The organism is Bradyrhizobium sp. McL0615 (assembly GCF_049993905.1).
Taxonomy (GTDB): Bacteria; Pseudomonadota; Alphaproteobacteria; order Rhizobiales; family Xanthobacteraceae; genus Bradyrhizobium.
On the sequence record NZ_CP188254.1, the window covers coordinates 7317601 to 7337102 of the forward strand.

General features: G+C 62.4%; 17 protein-coding genes. 12 read left to right on the forward strand and 5 right to left on the reverse strand.

The annotated features are described in order from the left end of the window. Nucleotides 1–67 precede the first annotated feature (67 nt). The 3 genes from ACPPVP_RS35180 to ACPPVP_RS35190 are packed head-to-tail and all read right to left on the reverse strand — an operon-like array spanning nt 68 to nt 3946. The gene (locus tag ACPPVP_RS35180) at nt 68–1045 is read right to left on the reverse strand and encodes a hydroxyacid dehydrogenase (protein WP_426528146.1); all 978 of its coding nucleotides are present in this window, start codon (nt 1043–1045) and stop codon (nt 68–70) included. A 1-nt stretch (nt 1046) separates the two neighbouring features. After that, a complete protein-coding gene (locus ACPPVP_RS35185; protein ID WP_426528147.1) occupies nt 1047–2903 on the reverse strand; it encodes a TRAP transporter large permease subunit in 1857 nt (618 codons plus the stop codon). Nucleotides 2904–2914: 11 nt separating this feature from the next. After that, the gene (locus ACPPVP_RS35190; protein WP_426528148.1) at nt 2915–3946 is read right to left on the reverse strand and encodes a TRAP transporter substrate-binding protein; all 1032 of its coding nucleotides are present in this window, start codon (nt 3944–3946) and stop codon (nt 2915–2917) included. A 251-nt stretch (nt 3947–4197) separates the two neighbouring features. Here ACPPVP_RS35190 and ACPPVP_RS35195 point away from each other — a divergent pair, with 251 nt between their 5' ends. The 3 genes from ACPPVP_RS35195 to ACPPVP_RS35205 all read left to right on the forward strand — a co-directional run bounded on the left by ACPPVP_RS35195 (nt 4198) and on the right by ACPPVP_RS35205 (nt 8060). After that, nucleotides 4198–4929 (forward strand): FadR/GntR family transcriptional regulator, encoded by a 732-nt coding sequence (locus tag ACPPVP_RS35195; protein ID WP_426528149.1) that lies wholly within the window; start codon nt 4198–4200, stop codon nt 4927–4929. A gap of 168 nt (nt 4930–5097) precedes the next feature. Continuing rightward, nucleotides 5098–6087, forward strand: a complete 990-nt coding sequence (locus tag ACPPVP_RS35200; RefSeq protein ID WP_426528150.1) for a TRAP transporter substrate-binding protein — start codon at nt 5098–5100, stop codon at nt 6085–6087. Nucleotides 6088–6158: 71 nt separating this feature from the next. Beyond that, nucleotides 6159–8060, forward strand: coding sequence for a TRAP transporter large permease subunit (locus tag ACPPVP_RS35205; RefSeq protein WP_426528151.1), 1902 nt, complete (start codon nt 6159–6161; stop codon nt 8058–8060). A gap of 4 nt (nt 8061–8064) precedes the next feature. Here the strand turns inward: ACPPVP_RS35205 and ACPPVP_RS35210 are convergent, their stop codons facing one another. Further along, complete coding sequence (locus ACPPVP_RS35210; protein ID WP_426528152.1) at nt 8065–10104, reverse strand: adenylate/guanylate cyclase domain-containing protein; 2040 nt, start codon at nt 10102–10104, stop codon at nt 8065–8067. Nucleotides 10105–10302: 198 nt separating this feature from the next. Here ACPPVP_RS35210 and ACPPVP_RS35215 point away from each other — a divergent pair, with 198 nt between their 5' ends. The 9 genes from ACPPVP_RS35215 to ACPPVP_RS35255 all read left to right on the forward strand — a co-directional run bounded on the left by ACPPVP_RS35215 (nt 10303) and on the right by ACPPVP_RS35255 (nt 18199). Then, nucleotides 10303–11034 carry a cytochrome c biogenesis CcdA family protein gene (locus ACPPVP_RS35215; protein ID WP_426528153.1) on the forward strand — a complete coding sequence of 244 codons (732 nt, stop codon included), beginning with the start codon at nt 10303–10305 and terminating at the stop codon, nt 11032–11034. Between the two features lie 149 nt (nt 11035–11183). After that, nucleotides 11184–11648, forward strand: coding sequence for a DoxX family protein (locus ACPPVP_RS35220; RefSeq protein WP_426528154.1), 465 nt, complete (start codon nt 11184–11186; stop codon nt 11646–11648). Between the two features lie 89 nt (nt 11649–11737). Further along, nucleotides 11738–13519 carry a thioredoxin domain-containing protein gene (locus tag ACPPVP_RS35225; RefSeq protein WP_426528155.1) on the forward strand — a complete coding sequence of 594 codons (1782 nt, stop codon included), beginning with the start codon at nt 11738–11740 and terminating at the stop codon, nt 13517–13519. A 387-nt stretch (nt 13520–13906) separates the two neighbouring features. Next, the gene (locus tag ACPPVP_RS35230; RefSeq protein WP_426528156.1) at nt 13907–14170 is read left to right on the forward strand and encodes a hypothetical protein; all 264 of its coding nucleotides are present in this window, start codon (nt 13907–13909) and stop codon (nt 14168–14170) included. Between the two features lie 193 nt (nt 14171–14363). After that, a complete protein-coding gene (locus ACPPVP_RS35235) occupies nt 14364–14621 on the forward strand; it encodes a hypothetical protein (RefSeq protein ID WP_426528157.1) in 258 nt (85 codons plus the stop codon). Between the two features lie 107 nt (nt 14622–14728). Then, entirely contained in the window at nt 14729–15622 is an 894-nt protein-coding gene (locus ACPPVP_RS35240; RefSeq protein ID WP_426528158.1) for a DUF692 domain-containing protein, read from the forward strand. After that, nucleotides 15619–16404, forward strand: coding sequence for a putative DNA-binding domain-containing protein (locus ACPPVP_RS35245; protein ID WP_426528159.1), 786 nt, complete (start codon nt 15619–15621; stop codon nt 16402–16404). Before ACPPVP_RS35240 ends, ACPPVP_RS35245 begins: the two co-directional genes overlap by 4 nt. Before the next feature lie 18 nt (nt 16405–16422). Continuing rightward, nucleotides 16423–17208: a creatininase family protein gene (locus tag ACPPVP_RS35250; RefSeq protein WP_426528160.1), complete on the forward strand. Its 786-nt coding sequence runs from the start codon at nt 16423–16425 to the stop codon at nt 17206–17208. 1 nt (nt 17209) lies between these two features. Beyond that, nucleotides 17210–18199, forward strand: coding sequence for a hypothetical protein (locus ACPPVP_RS35255; protein ID WP_426528161.1), 990 nt, complete (start codon nt 17210–17212; stop codon nt 18197–18199). A 61-nt stretch (nt 18200–18260) separates the two neighbouring features. On the opposite strand, the gene ACPPVP_RS35260 is transcribed toward ACPPVP_RS35255, so the two are convergent. After that, complete coding sequence (locus ACPPVP_RS35260; protein ID WP_426528162.1) at nt 18261–18959, reverse strand: outer membrane protein; 699 nt, start codon at nt 18957–18959, stop codon at nt 18261–18263. Nucleotides 18960–19502 lie beyond the last annotated feature (543 nt).

Below are 19502 nucleotides of genomic sequence, written 5' to 3' on the forward strand. Positions count from 1 at the left end.
AATGATCAAATTTGAGCCTGACGCGGCAAACTTGTCCAGCGGTTATAAAAACATAGCAGGTCATTATTCATGGCCGGCGCATCCAACGGTCGGCGTTGACGGCGCCAACCGGCGCCTCGCCCGTGATGATCTTTTCGACCTGCCGCACCGTTTCCAGCGACTGGCTCTCGATCGCCGGCGGCGTCAGGCCGCCGATATGCGGCGTGGCGATGACGTTCGGCAATTTCGCCAATTCGGGTGACGGCATCTGGTCCAGCGCGCGGCCGACATCCATCGCGGCGCCGGCGATACGGTTCTCGCGCAATGCCGCTGACAACGCCGCCTCGTCGACGAGATTGCCGCGCGACAGGTTGATGAAGAAGGCATGCTTCTGCATGCACGCCAGCGCCGCCTGCCCGATCAGGTTTTCGGTTTGCTCGTTGGCAACGGCGAGGCAGACGACAAAGTCGGATCGGGCAAGCAGATCGTCGAGCGGCACATGCTGCAGACCCTGTTCGCCGACGGTCGCAAAGGGATCGGCAATCAGAATTTCCATGCTCATCACCCTCGCGATCTGCGCCAGGTAACGGCCGATGCTGCCATAGCCGATGATGCCGAGACGGCTGCCCGCCAGTTGCCGGCCCATGATGATCTCGGGCTTGCGCTGGGAATGGTAGTCGGCGGTCGCCCGTGACACGCCGCGCGATAGATCGACCATGAAGCCGACGGCGAGTTCGGCAACCGACTGGACGAAGCCCGGCCCTGCCCGCGTGACCAGGACGCCGGCCGCGGACGCGGCATCGACATCGATGTTGCGGATATCTACCGCGCAGCGAACGAAGGCGCGCAAGTTCGGCAGCGCCGAAAATATCTCGCTGGCTCCGGCGGTGAGCCGATCGGCCAGGATGATATCGACGTCATCAGCGGCCTCGATCAGGCCGGCAGCATCGAGCGCGTCGTTTGATTCATGCAGCTTGACCTGCGCGATGGCTTGCAGCCCGTTCAGGCTGCGCTCGCCATAATACTGGGCGCGTGACTGCGGCGTGTGCGTCAGCAGGACTTTCATGTCAGTAACCGAAGGCGCGCGGCAATGCCGTGCTGATCGCGGGCACGAACGCAATCACCAGCAGGCAAAGCAGCAGCAGGCCGAGATATCCCAGGATCGGCTTGACGGTCTGTTCGATCGGCACATTGCCGATCAGACAGGCGCCGTAGAGCCCGAGTCCCAGCGGCGGCGCAAACAGGCCGATTCCCATCGCAACCACCAGTACGACCCCGAAATGCAGCGGATCGATGCCGAGCTTGACCGCCACCGGCACCAGCAGCGGCCCGAAGATGATGAGCGCCGCCGCGCCTTCCAGCACCGAGCCCATCACGATCAGCACCGCGATCGACAACAGCATGAACAGCCATGTGCCCTGCGACGCCGACAACGACAGCATGAGGTCGCCCACCGCATGCGGCACCTGCTGCAGCGTGAGAACGAACGCCAGCGACTGCGCGGCAGCGACGATGAACAGCACCAGCCCGGAACGCGTCGCCGATTGCACAAAACTGTGTGCCGCCGTCTTGAAGCTGAGTTCGCGGAACACGATGCTGCCGACGATGATGGCGTAGACCACGGCGAAGGCCGAGATTTCGGTGGCGGTCGCAAAGCCGCTCTTGAACCCGAAGAAGATCATGAAGATCAGCCCGAATGAAGCGATGGCGCCGCTCCATAGGCCCGAGACTTCGGCGCGCGGCTCAACTTCCGCGGCAGGCTCAGGCCTTTTTCCAAGGATGATCGACAGCACGATCAGGGCCAGCGCCATCAGCCCGGCGGGCAACAGGCCTGCAACGAACAATCCGCCGATCGAGAGGTTGGCGACAAAGCCGAGAATGATGAGATTGATGCAGGGCGGAATCGCTTCCGCCATCACCGCGGAGGCCGCCAGCAACGCCACCGCGCCGCCGGGGTTCTGCTTGGAGCGGCGCGCGGCCGGAATCAGCACCGATCCCACCGCCGCGACGTCGGCCATCTTCGAGCCGGAGATGCCCGAAAACAGCACCATCGACATCACCATCACCACGTTGAGGCCACCGCGCATCCGCCCGACCGCGCGTTGCAGCAGTTCGATCAGGCGGACCGACATGCCGTTGGCTTCCATCAGATAGCCGACGAGAATGAAGAACGGGATCGCCAGCAGCACGAAATTGTCGATGCCGCGCGCCATCTGCTGCGCAAAGATGACGCCGGGCAGCGTGCCCTCAACCCAGATGAAGATCAGCGCCGCCAGCGCTAGCGCAAACCCGATCGGCAAGCCCCCGAACAGCGTGATGAAGAACCCGATCAGCATCAGCGTGCCCGACGACGGCACGGAGTCCGGCGCCAAAAAGTCCCACGCCAGATAGAACCCTGCGATCAGGCCTACAGCGAGAATGCCGGCCACGATCTCGCGGATCGGACGCGCGCAAAAAATCTCCAGCGCGAACACCGTCATGAACAGCGCCCCGGCGCCCATTGGATAGAACGTCCATTCCAGTGGCAGTCCGGAGCCGGAAGTCTGCCCGGTGGTCAGCCAGCCCATCTTCATCGCGTTGAAGGCGACATAGAAGGCGATGACCGTCACCAGCAGCGCGCCCATGGAATCGACGACGCGGCGCGGGCTGGATGGCAGCATATCGATGAAGAAGGCAACGCCGAGGTTTTCGGCGCGGGCCAGCGCGCTGGCGGCGCCGAAAAAGCTCGACCCCACCATCAGGCCGCGCGCCACGTCGTCGGCCCATTCGACCGGGGCATTGAACAGGAAGCGCAGCAACACCGAAACGCAGACCACCAGAAGATCGGCGGCGAGCAGGATCGCGGCAACGGCATCGCTCAAGGCAAGCAGCGAGGCCGTGATCCGGTGACCGCCGCTTTCGAGCGTTGGCGCGGCGACTGACATAACGTGTTACCTCAAGCCTGTGTCGCGCGGATCATGTCGACCACCGGCTTCGCCTCGGGGCGGGCCTTGATGAAATTGTCGGTCTGCGGAAGCACGCGCTTGCGGAACGCATCCTTGTCGCATTCGACGATGGTGACGCCCTTGTCCGCCAGGTTCTTGAGCGCTTCCTTTTCCATCTCGAGGCCGTGGATGCGGGTGTCGGCAGCCGCCTTTTTGGCCGCATCGAGGAAACCCTCGCGCAGCTTGGGATCCATCCTGTTGAACGTCGCTTCGCTGAAATAGGTCGCGAGCGGCGAGAAATTGTGCTGGGTCAGCGCGTAGTGTTTCGACGTCTCGTAGAACTTGCTGGCGAGGATGGTCGGCGGATCATGCTCGAGACCATCAAGCACGCCGGCCTGCAGCGCCGTATAGATTTCGCCGAACGCCAGCGGCGTCGCGGCGGCGCCCATCAGGCGAAGACACTCGGTGATGACGGGGTTCGGCAGCGTCCTGATCTTGAGCCCGGCCAGATCTTCGGGACCTTTCACCGGCTTCTTCGCCAGCACGCTACGCGAGCCGAAATTATAGGCCCAGGAGATGATGCGGATGTTTCCGCCCTTCAGCAGCGCCTCCTCGATTGGCTTCGCGGCCCCTGCCTCGAACGCCTTGGTCTGCTGCGGGAAGCTGGAAAAGAGATAGCCGAGATCGAAGGTTCCGACCAGCGGCACCAGATTGGCCGAGATCGACGAGCCCGACAGCATCAGGTCGATGACGCCGAGCTTGACCGAATTGATGACGTCGATTTCCTGGCCCAACTGGTTGTCGGGAAAGAAGGTGACCTCGACCTGCTCGCCGAGGCCGTTGCCCTTCAGATGCTTCACCAGATTGTCGTAGTAGACGCGGCCGTTGGCGTATTTGGGATCGTTGGGAAGCGACGACGAACATTTCATTTTCATCGTGGCGGCTTGCGCCCGCCCGATAATCGCGGGTGATGCAACAAGCCAAGCGGTCGCGCCAATCGACGATTGCAGAGCGACCCGGCGGGTTACGGGATTCGACTTCATGATGTTCCTCGCGGGAACGAGTTTTTTCTTGATCCGCAGTCTTGCTGCACGCGGAACTTGGCACGATGTTCATCATAATGTATGACTAAACAATCGGCTTTTGCAAGAACGACAATTTGCCTGTTTCGAGGAGGGATTTGACGGAGGTGCGAAATACGCCTGAGCCTCGTCACACTGTTCGCATGGACCAGGATCCGCTTCGACCGGGTTGATTATCGATCCGCCCTTTCGACGTTCCAAAAGGCTTTCTGATGTTCCAAACCTCCAGCGCGCTTATCCGCAACGTCCATAGCCAGGTCGCCGACCGCGTCGGGACCAGCATCGTGCGCGGCGATATTGGCGTCGGCGAGACGCTGCCGTCCGAGATGCAGATCTGTCAAATGATGGATGTCAGCCGAACGGTAGTGCGTGAAGCAATCCGGACATTAACAGGCAAGGGCCTGGTCGAATCGCGTCCCAAGAGTGGAACGCGCGTTCGCCCGCCGCAGCAGTGGAACCAGCTCGATCCCGATGTGCTGCGCTGGCGTCTCGAAACATCCGACATGGACAGTTACCTCGCCAAGCTGTTTCAGCTGCGCTGCGCGGTAGAACCGGCGGCGGCGGCGCTGGCGGCGATCAGCGCAGGCCAGGACGACCTCACGCTGATCCGAACGGCATACGAAGGCATGGCGGCAGCCAAGGTCAACGAGAAATTCGTGGCCGCCGACATTGCCTTCCATCAGGCTATCTACTTTGCCACGCGCAACGAGTTCTTCTGGCCGATCGCGCAGATGTTCGATGTTACCCTGCGCCAGAGTTTTACCATCGCCGCACGCGGTTCGCATCGCGCGCGGGCGCTGGTCGAACACAACGCCGTACTGGAGGCGATTGCGACGCGCAATGCCGAGGGCGCGCGTGAGGCGACGAACGTTCTCCTGAAGAATTCCGCCGATGACCTCGTCCGGATTCGCGGCCGCGAGTTTGCCTCGCGACCGAAGGCCTGAGCGCGACAGCCCCTCCCTTCCCCTAAATCGTCGCCGGCGCAGGTCTCGCCGCGGGCCATTGTGCACTCCCATCTTGTATGACATTATACTCAAAATGATCTCCAGCGCCCGGCCAAGGCGACGGCCGAAAGCTCTGCTGGAGCAGAAATGAAAAATGGGGAGGATCAATTGCAAATCAGGACGATCATCATCGCGCTGGGTCTTGCCGCGGCATCGCTCGGCATCGTGCCGCCAGCATTCGGCCAGCAGTTCAGCCTGCGAGCGGCGCATTACTTCAAGGAAGACCATCCCTGGAACAAAGGGCTGACGCATTTCGCAAAGCGTGTTGACGAGGAAAGCAAGGGCCGGATCAAGATCGACATCTTCAATGGCGGCATCCTTGGCAGCGAGGCCCAGACGCTGCAGTTCGTGAAGGATGGATCGCTCGATCTGGTGATCTCGGACCCTTCGGCGGGCGCTCCTTTCGCCAAGGAACTGGATTTCTTCGCGCTGCCATTTTTGTTCCGCAACTATGCACACTGGCAGGCGGCGCTCGATGGCGAGCCTGGCAAGGCCTACGCCCGGCTGATCGAGACCAAGACCGGCCTGAAGATCATTGGCTATTGGGGCGGATCCACAAGGAACGTGCTGTCGACGAAGAAGCCGATCAACAGTATCGAAGACCTGAAAGGATTTCGCCTGCGCCTGATTTCCAGTCCGTTGAAAGTCAACGCCTGGAAGGCCGCCGGCACCATCCCGACACCGATTGCCTTTATGGAAACCTATCTCGCCATGAAGTCCGGCGTGGTGGACGGCATGGAAAACGAATCGGTCGCAGTTCGCGAGATGAAATTCTACGAACCAGCGCCCTACATCGCCCGCACCGAACATGAATTCACGGTCCGGCCACTGTTCATCTCGAAGAAGACCTTCGACAAGCTGCCGCCGGACCTGCAGCAGATCGTGCTGAAATGTGCACAGGAAGCCACCGTGCTGGAACGCAGCGCGGAGGTCGACGCCAACGTAGCGGCGGAAGCGGACATGCAAGGCAAGCTCGGAGTAAAATTCAACGCCATCGACAAGGAGCCGTTCAAGACAGTGACCAAACCTGTCATCGCTGACTTCGCCAAGAGCATGGAGCTGACCGAACTCCTGACCAGCATTGACGCCGTGAAATAGACGGCTCGGCTTGCGCCCGCCCGTAACATCCGGACGGACGCACCCAGCTCTTTCGTTTCCGGAGCCCGCCAGTGACAAATTCCAAGGCCACCGTCGTTGCCGACGCTGACGCGTTCGAAAGCAGCCTGTCCTCCGCCCCAGATCAGGCCACGCATCGTTCCGACTTCGTCGAGACAATCGCTGAAATCGTCGTCGTGGTCGCGCTCGCCGGCGAACTGGTTGCGATGTTCGGCAATGTCATCTCGCGCTCGCTGTTCAACACGTCGCTGCTGTGGAGCCTCGAGATCGGCGAACTTGCGCTGGTCGTGATGACCTTTATCGGCGGCGCGATCGCCTACCCGCGCAACGAACACATGGCGCTACACGCCTTTATCGACCGGCTGCCACGGCGGTGGCACGCGGCCATCGCCGCCTTCGCGTGCTGGCAGGTATTCGCGATGGCGATCGTCGGAGGCTGGCTGGCCTGGGAAATGATGCTGTCGCGCTGGGGCGAGCAGACACCGTATCTCGGAATCAGCGCGATCTGGTTCGCAGCGCCGATGATTTCCGGCATGGCGATGCTGGCCTACTTCGCGGCACGGCGCGCTTTCGCGCAAGCAGTTCGGCTGGCCATCATCACCGGCGTCCTGACCGCATGCGCAATCGGCGGCCTGCTGCTTCTTTCGCCAATGCTCGGACCGGAATTGCGCGAATACGCGCTTCCTGCAACCTTTGCGGTCTTCGCGCTGCAGCTGCTGCTCGGCGTCCCGATCGGCTTCGTTCTCCTGATGGCGACGCTGCTGTATCTGCACACGTCTCATGCCATCCCGCTCTCGGTTGTTCCGATCAACATGCAAAGCGGCATCTCGAGCTTCGTGATGCTGTCGATCCCTTTTTTCATCCTGGCCGGCTACGTGATGACGGAGGGAGGCCTGAGCCGCAAGCTCACCGATTTCGTCATATCGCTGGTCGGACGATTCCGCGGCGGCATGCTGCAGGTGATCGTCGTCTCGATGTACATCATGTCGGGCATTTCCGGGTCCAAGGTCGCGGACGTCGCCGCCGTCGGGACCACGATGAAGAACGTCATGCGCCGCGAGCGTTACGATCCGGGTGAGACTGCGGCCGTGCTCGCCACCTGCGCCGTGATGGGCGAAACCGTTCCGCCCAGCATCGCCATGCTTGTACTGGCCTCCGTCACCTCGCTCTCGATCGGCAGCCTGTTTGTCGCAGGACTGTTGCCGGCCGCGGTTATCGCGCTCTGCCTGATGCTGCTGATCTACGTCCGCTCGCGTGGCCGGCCCGGCGTGCCCAAAAAGCATTCGATGCGAGAGATCGTCAGCGCCGGCCTCGACGCAATCCCCGCCATGGTCGCCCCGGTCATTCTGATCGGCGGAATCGTTGGCGGCGTGGCGACACCGACCGAAGTGTCGTCCACCGCCGTCATCTACGCGCTGCTGCTGTCGGTCGTGGTGTACAGGTCGCTGACGGGACAGCGTCTCTGGCGCGTGATGGTCAGCACCGCCGCGCAGGCCGGGATGGTTCTGTTTATAACGAGCACGGCCAGCACCTTCTCCTGGTCACTGACCATTGCCAAGATGCCGCAGAAGATCGCCGCGATGTTCACGACGCTGCACGGTTCGGCGACGCTGTTCATGATCGCGACGATCGTGACGCTGGTCGTGATGGGCGCGTTGCTGGAGGGCCTGCCGGCCCTGCTGATCTTTGGCCCGCTGCTGCTGCCGATGGCGGCCCAGTTCGGAATCGATCCGATTCAGTATGGCATCGTCATGATCATCGCGATGGGGCTCGGTGCGTTCTCGCCGCCGATCGGCGTCGGCATGTTCGTGACGTGCTCGATCTGCGACACCACGATGGAAAACGCCAGCCGGCACATGATCCCGTATTTGATCGTCGTTACTATCGGCCTGCTCCTGGTCGCCTTCGTTCCCTGGTTCAGCCTGGTTGCGCCAAGGATGCTGAATATGATCTGATGCTCTACTTCGTTCGCGCGACCGTCGTACCGTCCCATTCCCCGGCGGAGGGATTTTCGAGCTGGTGCTTGCAGCGCTCGATCATGAGCGATGCAGCGGCATCCTTGCGGATTTCCAGCACCTTCTCGAACGCCCCGATCGCTGCCGTGAAGTCGCGCGCCCGCCAGGCGGCGAGCCCGCGTTCGTAGAAAGCCGCCCAGTCGGGCTTGCCGTCGGACTCGCCGGCCATATCAAGCAATTCATAGATTTGCAGGCCGCCCACGCGGCCATAGACCGCCAGCCGGTCGAGTTCGCGGACGACGACACGATCGCCGGCCAGCCTTCGCGTCTCGGGGCCGATGATGATGGTGGAGCCGTAATTCTTGTTGGTGCTCTCCAGCCGGCTCGCGATATTCACGGCATCGCCGATCACGGTGTAGTTCAGCCGCACTTCCGATCCGATATTGCCGACCAGCATGTCGCCGGAATTGATACCGATGCGAATCCTGACCGGCTCACCGCGGTCGTCGACGAGGCCGGCCTCCTCCATCGCGCGCCGGCACGCCAGGGCCGCCCGGCAGCAATCGACGGCATGATCGGGGTTGGGCGCCGGCGCGCCCCAGAACGCCATCACGGCATCGCCGATGAATTTGTCGATGGTGCCGTTCTGGTCTTGAATCTGCGCCGAGACGCTGTCGAAATAGCGCGACAGCAGCGGAATGATGCGGTCGCCAAGCCGCTCCGACATGCCGGTGAAGCCGGCGAGATCGATAAACATCACGCTCATCGGCCGTATCGCGCCGCCGAGGCGCGCGCCGTTGCCGTCGCTGATCAGCCGCCTCACCAGATCGGCCGGGATGTATTTCCGGAACGCAACCAGCCCCTGCGCCATGTCGCCGATCGCGCCGGAAAGATTCTCGATCTCGGTCAGCCGCGACGGATGCCGCTGCACCTTGTCGAGGTCAAAACGCTCGACGTGCCGGATCTCGTTCATCACCTTGATCAGCGGTGCGGCGATCAGACGCTGGGCCAGCCACGCCGACAACAGGCCGGCGATAACGATCAGCACCGCAAGTCCGATCAGCAAATTCCGGATCGTCATCTGTACCGGGCCGAGAAATTCCGATTCCGGCACCACCGTCACCAGCGACCAGCCGGGAAACGAAATCGGCGTGATGACCGCCTGATAGGCCTTGCCGTCCCGTGTCACGTGCGTATGAAACGGCTCGCCTTCACCGGGATTGTAAGCGCTGGCGTTCTGGATCGCTTCGACAGCGACCGGAAACAGCGGATGATCGGTTTTCAGCGCCACCGCCTCGTTGGCGTTCGGATCGGGGGAAGCGACCACCTTGCCGTTGCGCTCGAGGATGAAGGCGCCGGCCGATTTCCCGACCGTGAGCTGAGACAGGAAATTCGACACCCGCGTCAGTTCGATGATGATGGCGATGACGCCGGCGGGCTTCTTGTCGATATCGATGGGAGCCGCGAAGGCGGCGGCCAGCCGCTCGCCCTTGGGATGCGTCGTGAAGGTCGCCCAGAGTTCGTCGTTGGTCTCGACGGCGGTGCGAAACCATTCCTGATCGGTGACGGAATATTTGGTGTCCTCGACATGGCTGTTCTTGAGTTGAAGATCGTTGCCGACGAATTCGTAGCGGTCGATCCGCAGCTTGTGGTCCGGGGTGATCTCGAGCATTTCGATGACGCCATCGCCGGCCTTGTGCCCGGCAAAGAACGATCCATCCGGCCATCCGAACGCTACCCAGGAGATGGTCGGCTGCGACAACAATTGCGACCGGAAAACGACTTCGCGTTTCCGGGCGTCGCGCGGCTCGAACACTTTCTCGGCCAAGAGCGTTCGCACCGCCATCATCGACGAACGCGCCTCCGTGGTGACCGACTGCAGTTCGTCGCCCACGGCCGAAACGATCTGGTCGTTGATGGTGTTGGCGAGCGTCTGGCTCACCTGATGGGCGGTGCGCCACCACAGCAAATGCACGCCGACGGCGCTGACGACGATGGACGTCAGCACGAGGGCGGAAATGGCGGTGCGGATGCCAAGGCGCATGCAGGGGTCCCGTTGGCGGTCTGATTACCGCAATACGGAATCATAGCAGTCCCTGTTTCGCGAGCGAGACCATTTAGATACCCCGGACACGGCTCTGTGACCGAACTTGAGCCGTAATGACGACGAAACTTATCGATTGTCTGTTCCGTATAAGCCAGGACGGCGCTATGCCTTGTGGCAATTCTCGAAGGTCATGCAATGCACGATGTTTCCATCCCGGCGGCCCTGATTGCCGGTCTCGTCAGCTTCCTCTCCCCCTGCGTGCTGCCGCTGGTGCCGCCCTATCTGATCTATCTCACCGGCGCGACCATCGAGCATGTCGCCAATGACGAGACGACGCAGACCTCCAAGCGGGCGGTGATGACCTCGGCGCTGATGTTCGTGCTGGGCTTTTCCACCGTGTTCGTGGCGCTCGGCGCCAGCGCGTCCCTGGTCGGCGGGCTGATCCGCGCCTGGTCGGCCGAGCTTTCGATCGTGGCGGGCATCGTGATCATCATCATGGGCCTGCATTTCCTCGGCCTGACCCGGATCAGCCTGTTGATGCGCGAGGGCCGGATGCAGATGCCGAAGCCGGTCGGGCTGTGGGGCGCCTATGCCATGGGCCTTGCCTTCGCCTTCGGCTGGACGCCCTGCATCGGTCCCATTCTGGCGGCGATCCTCTCAATCGCGGCGGCTGAGGCCACGGTCACCAAGGGCGCCGGCCTGCTCGCAGTCTATTCCGCGGGCCTCGGAATCCCGTTCCTGCTGGCTGCCTTCATGATCGAGCAGTTCTCCTCGCTGTTCGCGCGGATGAAGCGGCATTTGAGCAAGGTCGAGCACGCCATGGGCATCCTGATGGTGATCACCGGCATCGGCTTCCTGACCGGCTCTGTCTCCAGCATCAGCATTTGGCTGTTGGAGACTTTCCCCGCACTGCAAAATTTCGGTTAGGCGCCGTAACAAGCGGGCCAGCCGTTGCGAAATTGCTGTCGGAGCCAGATTGCCGCCATCCTAGCCGCGGCATTTTTCGAGCGCACCGGATTTGAGGCGACCGCAGATCGCGGCCTCGCGTTACGCCAAATACTTAGAGGGGGGTTCGCATGCATTTCATCATCAATCTTCTCATCCTGTTGCCGGCGCAGATCGCATCGCATTTTTCCTGGGCCGGCCCCCTGATCATGCGGCTCATCGCCGGCTACACCTTCATGCTGGCCGGCTGGGGCAAGCTCAATAATCTGGCGCAGGTGACCGAGAATTTTGTTGGCTGGGGCATCCCCTTCCCGAAAATCCTCACCCCCTTCGTATCCAGCGTCGAGTGCTTCGGCGGCGCCATGCTGATCCTCGGCCTGTTCACACGAATCCCGGCCGCGATGCTGGCGGTCGTCATGGTCGTCGCCGTCAGGTCGGCCAAATGGGGCGACGTCGATTCGCTGGAGACGCTGCTCGGCTTCGAGGAGGCGGCCTATTTCGCCGGCTTCATGTGGCTCGCCATCGCAGGTCCCGGCGCGGCGTCACTGGACCGGCTGCTGCTGAACGCGGCCGGCAACAGCGAGAAATCGACCTGATCTCACAATCCTGTGACAGCGGCGAAAAGCTGAGCCCGGATTTTGTCGTGCGCGTAGCTGTCGAAACATCAGCGCTTCCGGGAGCCGCCATGAAACTCGTCCGCATCGTCGCCATCGCCCTTGCCACGCTAGTCTCTCCATCGTTTGCCGCAGATGGGCCGAAATGGAGTGAATGGAGCGAGGATCTGTTCGCCCGCGCGCAGGCCGAACAGCGCTTCGTCATTCTCGATCTGGAGGCGGTGTGGTGCCACTGGTGCCACGTCATGGAGAAGACGACCTACGCCAATCCCGAGGTCAGGGAATTGCTGGCCGCGAAATATCTCCCCGTACGGGTCGACCAGGACGCCAACCCCGATCTGTCGAGCCGCTATGGCGACTGGGGCTGGCCGGCGACCATCGTGTTCGGCCCCGATGGCACCGAGATCGCCAAGATCAGAGGCTATATCGAGCCGGAACGGATGCAGGCGCTGCTCAACGCCATCATCGACGATCCCTCGCCCGGACCATCGGTCGGCGAAGCCTCTGAAGTGAAGCCGTCGACCTCCGCCTTCCTCGACAAGGAACGGCGCGCCGCATTGAGCAAGAATGTCGACGAATCCTACGAGGAGAAACTCGGCGGCTGGGGCGAGAACCAGAAGTACATCGACGCCGACAGCATGGATCTGGCGATCACGCGCGCCGAGGCCGGCGACGCCGAGGCGATCAAGCGCGCCCGGCAGACGCTGGATGCCGCCGTTGCGCTGATCGATCCGGTCTGGGGTGGCGTCTATCAATACTCCGAAGCGGGCTCCTGGACACATGCGCATTTCGAAAAGATCATGTCGTTCCAGGCGCAATATCTCCGGCAGTACAGCCAGGCCTATGCGCTGTGGAAGGATCCGAAATACCTTGCCGCCGCGCGCAGCATCGAACGGTATCTCGCGGAATCCCTGACCAGCCCCGACGGCGCGTTCTATGTCAGCCAGGATGCCGATCTCAACCACGATATCGACGGGCACACATACTACGCGCTGCCGGACGGCGAACGCCGCAAACTGGGCATGCCGCGCATCGACAAGAATTTATACGCGCGCGAAAATGGCTGGGCGATATCGGGGCTTGCGGCCTACTACAACGTCACCAACGATGCCAAGGCGCTCGATATCGCCGAACGCGCGGCGAAATGGGTGATCGACAACCGCGCGCTGCCGGATGGCGGTTTCCGTCATGGCGAGAAGGATCGCGGCGGACCATTTCTTGGCGATACGCTCGCAATGGGCCAGGCCTTCCTCGATCTCTATGCCGCCACAGGAAATCGCGACTGGCTCACTTTGGCTGCCAAGGCCGGCGATTTCGTCGCGGCCTTCCGCGATGAAGCCGGCGGCTTCGTGACCTCGAAGACCGCGGAAGGCAAGACCGGCGTGCTTGCAAAACCCGCCAAGCTGATTGACGACCAGGTGCAGGTCGCACGATTCATGAACCTGCTTAACCGCTACTTCGGCAGCGAGACCTATCGCGAGCAGGCCGCGCACGCGATGCGCTATCTCGCCAGCGCCTCGGCCGGGATGATGCGTCCCCTGCCCGGCATTTTGCTCGCCGACGAAGAGCTCGCGGTCGAGCCCACCCACATGACAATCGTCGGACACAAGGACGACACCCGCGCGAAAAGCCTGCATGCGCTGGCTCGCGCGCTGCCGGCCCGCTACAAGCGACTGGAGTGGCTGGATCTGCGCGAGGGCAAGCTGCCCAACCCCGACGTCGAATATCCCGACCTCGGCGAACCCGCGGCATTCGCCTGCAGCAACCGCATCTGTTCGTTTCCCTCGTTCAACGCCGAGGAGCTGAAGGCCACGGTGGCGCAGATGGCCAGGCTGAAACCTGTGCGAGGATAACTCGATCGAATCTCGTTGTGCGATGCAACCGGGCATCGGCATCCCAGCTAATCTGTTGAAGCGGCCGCGCTTTCCGAGCGCAGCGCGGTCGCGAAGGGCATGGCTCTGCGCAAGGAAATACTCCGGCGCCGCAGGGGTTAAACATCAACGGGATGCCCAACCGCAAAAAAAGAAAATTTTCTTTCGAAACTCTGTAACCAAATCGCCTGATGCCCCGTAGCTGGTTTCGGATGAGCACTCAAATCACGGAGACCTGACGTCCTCCGGCAAGCCACCGCGATCTGACTGGCATCCGCCCCTCCCTGCGTCGTCGGGGTCTGTGATCGAACGATCGACAGATCTCACGGCGTTACCTTGTGTCTTCAAACAATCATCGAGGAGATCGTCATGAAGTTGAATTCCAAATCCGGTGCCACGCTCGCCGCTGCCGCCGCCACCCTGTTCCTCGCCGGCTCGGTGGTGTCGACGGTGTCGACGCCGGCGAACGCCGCCCAGGGCAAGTGCATGGCCGGCAACGCCTGCAAGGGCCAGAGCGCCTGCAAGGGCTCGGCCAACTCCTGCAAGGGCCAGAACGCCTGCAAGGGCACCGGCTTCTCGATGTCTTCCGAGAAGGCGTGCGCCGCCATGGGCGCCAAGTTCGTCAAGGGTTGATCGGCGGATCAAATGCGAGCGAGGGTCCGGCGCCGCCGGGCCCTCGTTGTTTCGATCAGGGCGGCCGAAATAAATTCGGCCGCGCGTGTAACCAAGGCCAGACCCACCGCGTAACTATCTTCGGGTGCCGTTGTCGGCTGGAACTGTTGCTGCCAGCGGCGAAGCACCCTCACACTTCTTTTGGAGGATACCAATGAAGATGACATCCAAGTCCGGCGCTACCATTGCCGCCGCCGCAGCCACCCTGTTCCTGGCGGGCGCCACCATGTCGACCGTGGCCTATGCCGCCGGCGAAGGGAAGTGCGTCGGCGCCAATGCTTGCAAGGGCCAGAGCGCGTGCAAGGGCGGAGCAAATGCCTGCAAGGGCCAGAACGCCTGCAAGGGTCAGGGTTTCTCGGCCATGACCAAGGAGAAGTGCGACGCCGCCAAGGGTAAGTATATGCCGTCTTAGGCCGCAGCCCGATACGAGGCCCGGTGTAGGCCGGGCCCCGTATCCATGGTAGGTTGAGCGTACAGTTTGAGACACGCCGCCTTGTTTGGTGGTGGAGCGGAGACGAGATGAACGTCGCAAGTAGATTGCCAGACAGCGCGGCGGCGGCGCTTGCGGACCGCCCGGCGACATCGGCGAGGCCGCCCTTCCTCGGCTTCGGTCTCGGCCTGCGCCACCAGCATTACGACGAAATCCTGAGCGGCAATCCGCCGATCGACTGGTTCGAGGTCATCAGCGAAAACTACATGCTGCCCGGCGGCCAGCCGCTGCGCACGCTCGACCGGATCTGCGAGCGTTATCCCGTGGTGATGCACGGCGTATCGATGTCGATCGCCTCCACCGCGCCGCCGAATTTCGAATATCTGCAAGCCCTGAAGGATCTCGCCGGCCGCGTCGAGCCGAAATGGGTGTCGGACCATCTGTGCTGGACCGGCGTCCACGGCAAGAACCTGCATGACCTGTTGCCGATCCCCTACACCAGCGAAGCCCTCGATCACGTCGTCAGCCGCGTCCAGCTGGTGCAGGACTTTCTCGGCCGCGCCATCGTGCTCGAGAATGTCTCGACCTACGTCCAGTTCAACAATTCCGAAATGACGGAATGGGAATTCCTGTCCGAGCTGTCGCGCCGCTCCGGATGCTGGCTGTTGTTCGACGTCAACAACGTCTATGTCTCAGCCTTCAACCACGGCTACGATCCGATGACCTTCCTCAATGGGATTCCGGCGGATCGCGTCGTGCAGTTTCACATGGCCGGCCACAGCCACATGGGCACCCACATCATCGACACCCACGACCATCCGGTGTGCGAGGACGTCTGGGAACTCTATGCCGCGGCGCTGAAACGCTTCGGCCGGGTCTCGACCATGATCGAACGCGACGACAACATCCCGCCGCTCGACGAGCTGCTGCTCGAGGTTGCCAGAACGCGTGAGATGGCCGGGAAGGTCTTATCCGCGGCATGAGTGACTTCGCACGACAGCAATCCGAGTTTCAGCGCGGCATCCTCGATGGCGACGAAACGGTGCTGGCTGAAATCCTCGACAGCCCGCGCGAGAAGCGCGAGGTGCTGTTCGGGGTCTATCGCTATGCCTATGGTTCGCGGCTGGTCGAGGCCATGCGCAACGACCATGAGCTGCTGCATCTTTATCTCGGTGACGAGATGTTCGACGAGATGGGCCACGCTTACGTCAAGGCGTGTCCGTCCGGGAATCCGAACCTGCGCTGGTTCTCGCAAGGTCTGCCGGAATTCCTGAAATCGACCGCACCTTACTCCGAGCATCCCGAGCTGTCCGATCTCGCAGCGCTCGAAAAGGCGCTCAACGACGCCTTCGACGCCGCGGAAGGCCAGGTCGTCGAGCTGACCAACATGGCGGGCTTTGCGCCCGAAGCATGGTCGGGCCTCCGGTTCCGGCCGCATCCCAGTGCATGCAGGCTTGAGCTCGGGACCAACGCGGCTGCGATCTGGCTTGCGCTCAAGAACGACGAAGCGCCGCCGGAGGCGACCGCACTCGAGCAACCAGCGCGTCTTTTGATCTGGCGCCAGGACGTCACGCCGATGTTCCGCGAACTTCTCGCGGAGGAAGCGATGATGTGGGATGAGGCCGCGAACGGCATTCCGTTCGGCGTGCTCTGCGAAATGCTGGCTACCTATGACGATCCCGACAGCGCGGCAGGCCGCGGCGCGGGCTATCTGCACGGCTGGATCACGGCAGGACTTTTGACGGATGTTTCCGTCGGCTCATGAAGGGGAGCGCTCGGCGAAATGGGAAAAGACACCGATCACCATTTCATCGAGCGCATGCATTGGGATGAAGTCGCGCGGCGCATCGGAGATGGCGCGGCGGCAATATTGCCGATCGGCGCCGCGGCCAAGCAGCACGGCTACCACCTCCCCCTCAATACCGATCGCATTCAGGCCGAATGGCTCGCCGGCAGAATGGCGGAAAAGATCGACGCGCTGATCTGGCCGACGCTGACCTACGGCCATTACCCCGCCTTCGTCGAATATGCCGGCAGCAGCAGCCTGTCGATTTCGACCTTCGAGGCGCTGGTGCGCGAGGTAGCCGGACAGATACTCGGCAGCGGATGCCCAAAACTGCTCGTGCTCAATACCGGGATCAGTACACTGGCGCCGGTCGACCGTGCCCTGATGCGGCTGGCGAGTGAGCGGGTCAAGCATCTGTGGATCCACGAAGGTCCACGCTATCCCCGCGTGGCAAGGCAATTGGCCGAACAGAGCCATGGCAGCCATGCCGACGAACTGGAGACATCGCTGATGCTGGCGCTGGCGCCGCATCTGGTCGACATGAGGCGCGCCGAAGCCAGCCCCGCCCTGAAACAGGAGACGCCGGGCGCGTTGACGCCATCGGACCCGAACTCGCCGAATTACAGCCGCTCCGGCAGCTTTGGCGATCCGACCCGTGCGACATCGGCCAAGGGCGAAGCCTTGCTCGCCGCCATGCTTGACGATCTCCACGAGCAGGCCGCCGCGTTCATCGCGCAAGGCACCGAGCAGCACCGATCGGCTCCGGTCCTGGGAGCGTACTGAGATGAAAGCCGCCGGCGCCTTTCGCTGGACCGTTGCCGTAACCCTCCTCGCCGCGATGCTGGCAAGCGCCCTGTCGTTCCGCGCCGACGCACAATCGGAATATATGCGGGGCGACCGCATGCCCTACGATGCATTCGACCGGCTGCCCAGGACCGATCTCGACGTATCAGGCGGCACCATCCATGTCGCGTTCGCGCCGGGCGACATCACGCTACCCAAAGAAAAATTGCTGGGCTGGATCAGGATGTCGGCTCGGGCCGTCACGGCCTATTACGGACGATTTCCCGTCGCCTCGCTGCGGCTATTATTGGTGCCCGTCGATGGCGGACGCATTCGCGGCGGCACGACGTGGGGCTATCGCGGCGCCGCCATCCGCGTTCCGCTTGGCCGCGATTCCACCGAGGATGTCTTGCAGCGCGACTGGGTGATGGTGCACGAGATGGTGCACACCGCCCTGCCCGATATGCCCGATCGCTACGCCTGGCTGTCGGAGGGACTGGCCGTCTATGTCGAACCGGTCGCGCGGGCGCAGGCCGGAGACCTTGACGCGCGGGAAATCTGGCAGGCGATGATGCGCGACATGCCGAAAGGTTTGCCGCAGGCCGGCGACGAGGGCCTCGACAACACGCCCACCTGGGGGCGCAAATACTGGGGCGGCGCGATGTTCTGCCTGCTGGCCGATGTCGAAATCCGAAAACGAACCAACAATCGGCTCGGCCTGCAGGACGCGATGCGCGGCGTGCTCGCCGCCGGCGGCAATCACGAGCAGGACTGGCCGATCGAGCGCATTCTTGCAACCGCCGACAAGGCCGTCGGGGTCGACGTGATGACCCGGCTTCACAACGAGATGGGGCCGAAGCCGGTGTCGCCGGACCTCGCCGCGCTGTGGCGCGACCTCGGGTTGAAGCGTCTTGGCGAAGATATTGAATTCGACGACAGCGCGCCGCTCGCGGCGATCCGCAAGGCGATTACCGCGCCGCACGTCCAATAGGGCGCCTGGAGAAGCCGACGACCCGGCAGCCAATCGCTGCCGGATCATCCACAGCTAGATATCAGAAACGGTAGCTGGCACCGACGCGCACGAGATGCATCTCGTTGCGGAATTCAGCCCGCGTGCGGTCCTTACTGGACAGCGTGACGCTGCCATAATCGGCGTAGAGATATTCACCGCGCCCGACAAAATGCTTGGTGAAAGCGTACTCGAAGCCGCCGCCCACGATCAGTCCGGCCTTGACCTGTTCGTCCCAGATCGCCTGCTGCAGGGTGTCGCAGCCCTTCTGGATCGTATAGCGGTAGCCGTTGCTGATGCTGGCGAAGCCGACGCCGACGGCGCCATAGGCCAGCAGGCGGTCGAACGCGTAGCCGGCGCGCAGGCGAGCCGAGCCGAATGCGCCGAAACTCGACAACAACGCACTGTCGCCAAAGACGAGCTCGTCCCGTGACGACGTGGATTTACCCCAGTCGAGTTCGCCGCCGATCACAAAGCGGTTGGCAAACTGATGATTGTAGCCGCCGTAGACGCCGACGGCGAAGCCGCTCGCTTGCCCGTCTGCATGACGGCAAGCACCATTTCGGCAGTAATCAGCAGCCCACGCCGCAAACGCTCCGCCGCCGTAAACACCCGCATAGAACCCCGTCCAGTCGTATTGGGGCGAAGGCAGGTCCGGAATCCGGATCTCGGCAGCCTTCGCCGCCGGACCTGCCAGTAAAAAGCCGCAAGCGGCAACAAACCCCCAGGAAGCAAAACGCATCAACGCACCTCTTCGCGCACGCACTCGCAACACATGTTGCGGCAACAAGCAGAAGAGCGCAGTTCGGGCGCGACGATGTTTAAGTCGGGCGGCGCAGTGGTGAAACGAGGCTATGTTTGGAGCGAAACTGCGATAGCCGCCACAATGTACAACCTTAAGGCGAACAACGACGTTGCAGGACTTCGGCCACCACCAGCGGTTTCAGCGAAGGCGGCAGACCGACATTCCGGGCACCGCCAGTTTTTTGACGCGCCCCCTGATGCGGGCAGCAAGACGAATACCGCGACCAGTCCCACCGCCGATGCTACTGCTGCTGCCGAGAACAGCCAGACATAGCTGATCGCCAATTCCTGATCGGCGGGGCTCGGTCCGCCACCTCTCTGAAAGCCATCGGAGAGACGATCAGCGATTCCGGAAGGTAATGCGGTTCAGGGCTCGCCGACCCCCACCAAGAATCCTTTCCGAAAATTCTGCCTTTTGTTGAAAAGGGCTTGTTTAGTGCCGCGGGTTTCCAATAGTGCAAACCTAAGGGGCAAGCAGTCC

Coding starts and splice junctions, on each gene's coding strand:
- ACPPVP_RS35185 (WP_426528147.1), bottom strand. CDS start 2,903: ATGTCAGTCGCCGCGCCAACGCTCGAAAGCGGCGGTCACCGGATCACG.
- ACPPVP_RS35190 (WP_426528148.1), bottom strand. CDS start 3,946: ATGAAGTCGAATCCCGTAACCCGCCGGGTCGCTCTGCAATCGTCGATT.
- ACPPVP_RS35230 (WP_426528156.1), top strand. CDS start 13,907: ATGAAGTTGAATTCCAAATCCGGTGCCACGCTCGCCGCTGCCGCCGCC.
- ACPPVP_RS35240 (WP_426528158.1), top strand. CDS start 14,729: ATGAACGTCGCAAGTAGATTGCCAGACAGCGCGGCGGCGGCGCTTGCG.
- ACPPVP_RS35225 (WP_426528155.1), top strand. CDS start 11,738: ATGAAACTCGTCCGCATCGTCGCCATCGCCCTTGCCACGCTAGTCTCT.
- ACPPVP_RS35195 (WP_426528149.1), top strand. CDS start 4,198: ATGTTCCAAACCTCCAGCGCGCTTATCCGCAACGTCCATAGCCAGGTC.
- ACPPVP_RS35180 (WP_426528146.1), bottom strand. CDS start 1,045: ATGAAAGTCCTGCTGACGCACACGCCGCAGTCACGCGCCCAGTATTAT.
- ACPPVP_RS35260 (WP_426528162.1), bottom strand. CDS start 18,959: ATGCGTTTTGCTTCCTGGGGGTTTGTTGCCGCTTGCGGCTTTTTACTG.
- ACPPVP_RS35250 (WP_426528160.1), top strand. CDS start 16,423: ATGGGAAAAGACACCGATCACCATTTCATCGAGCGCATGCATTGGGAT.
- ACPPVP_RS35210 (WP_426528152.1), bottom strand. CDS start 10,104: ATGCGCCTTGGCATCCGCACCGCCATTTCCGCCCTCGTGCTGACGTCC.
- ACPPVP_RS35220 (WP_426528154.1), top strand. CDS start 11,184: ATGCATTTCATCATCAATCTTCTCATCCTGTTGCCGGCGCAGATCGCA.
- ACPPVP_RS35215 (WP_426528153.1), top strand. CDS start 10,303: ATGCACGATGTTTCCATCCCGGCGGCCCTGATTGCCGGTCTCGTCAGC.
- ACPPVP_RS35235 (WP_426528157.1), top strand. CDS start 14,364: ATGAAGATGACATCCAAGTCCGGCGCTACCATTGCCGCCGCCGCAGCC.
- ACPPVP_RS35245 (WP_426528159.1), top strand. CDS start 15,619: ATGAGTGACTTCGCACGACAGCAATCCGAGTTTCAGCGCGGCATCCTC.
- ACPPVP_RS35255 (WP_426528161.1), top strand. CDS start 17,210: ATGAAAGCCGCCGGCGCCTTTCGCTGGACCGTTGCCGTAACCCTCCTC.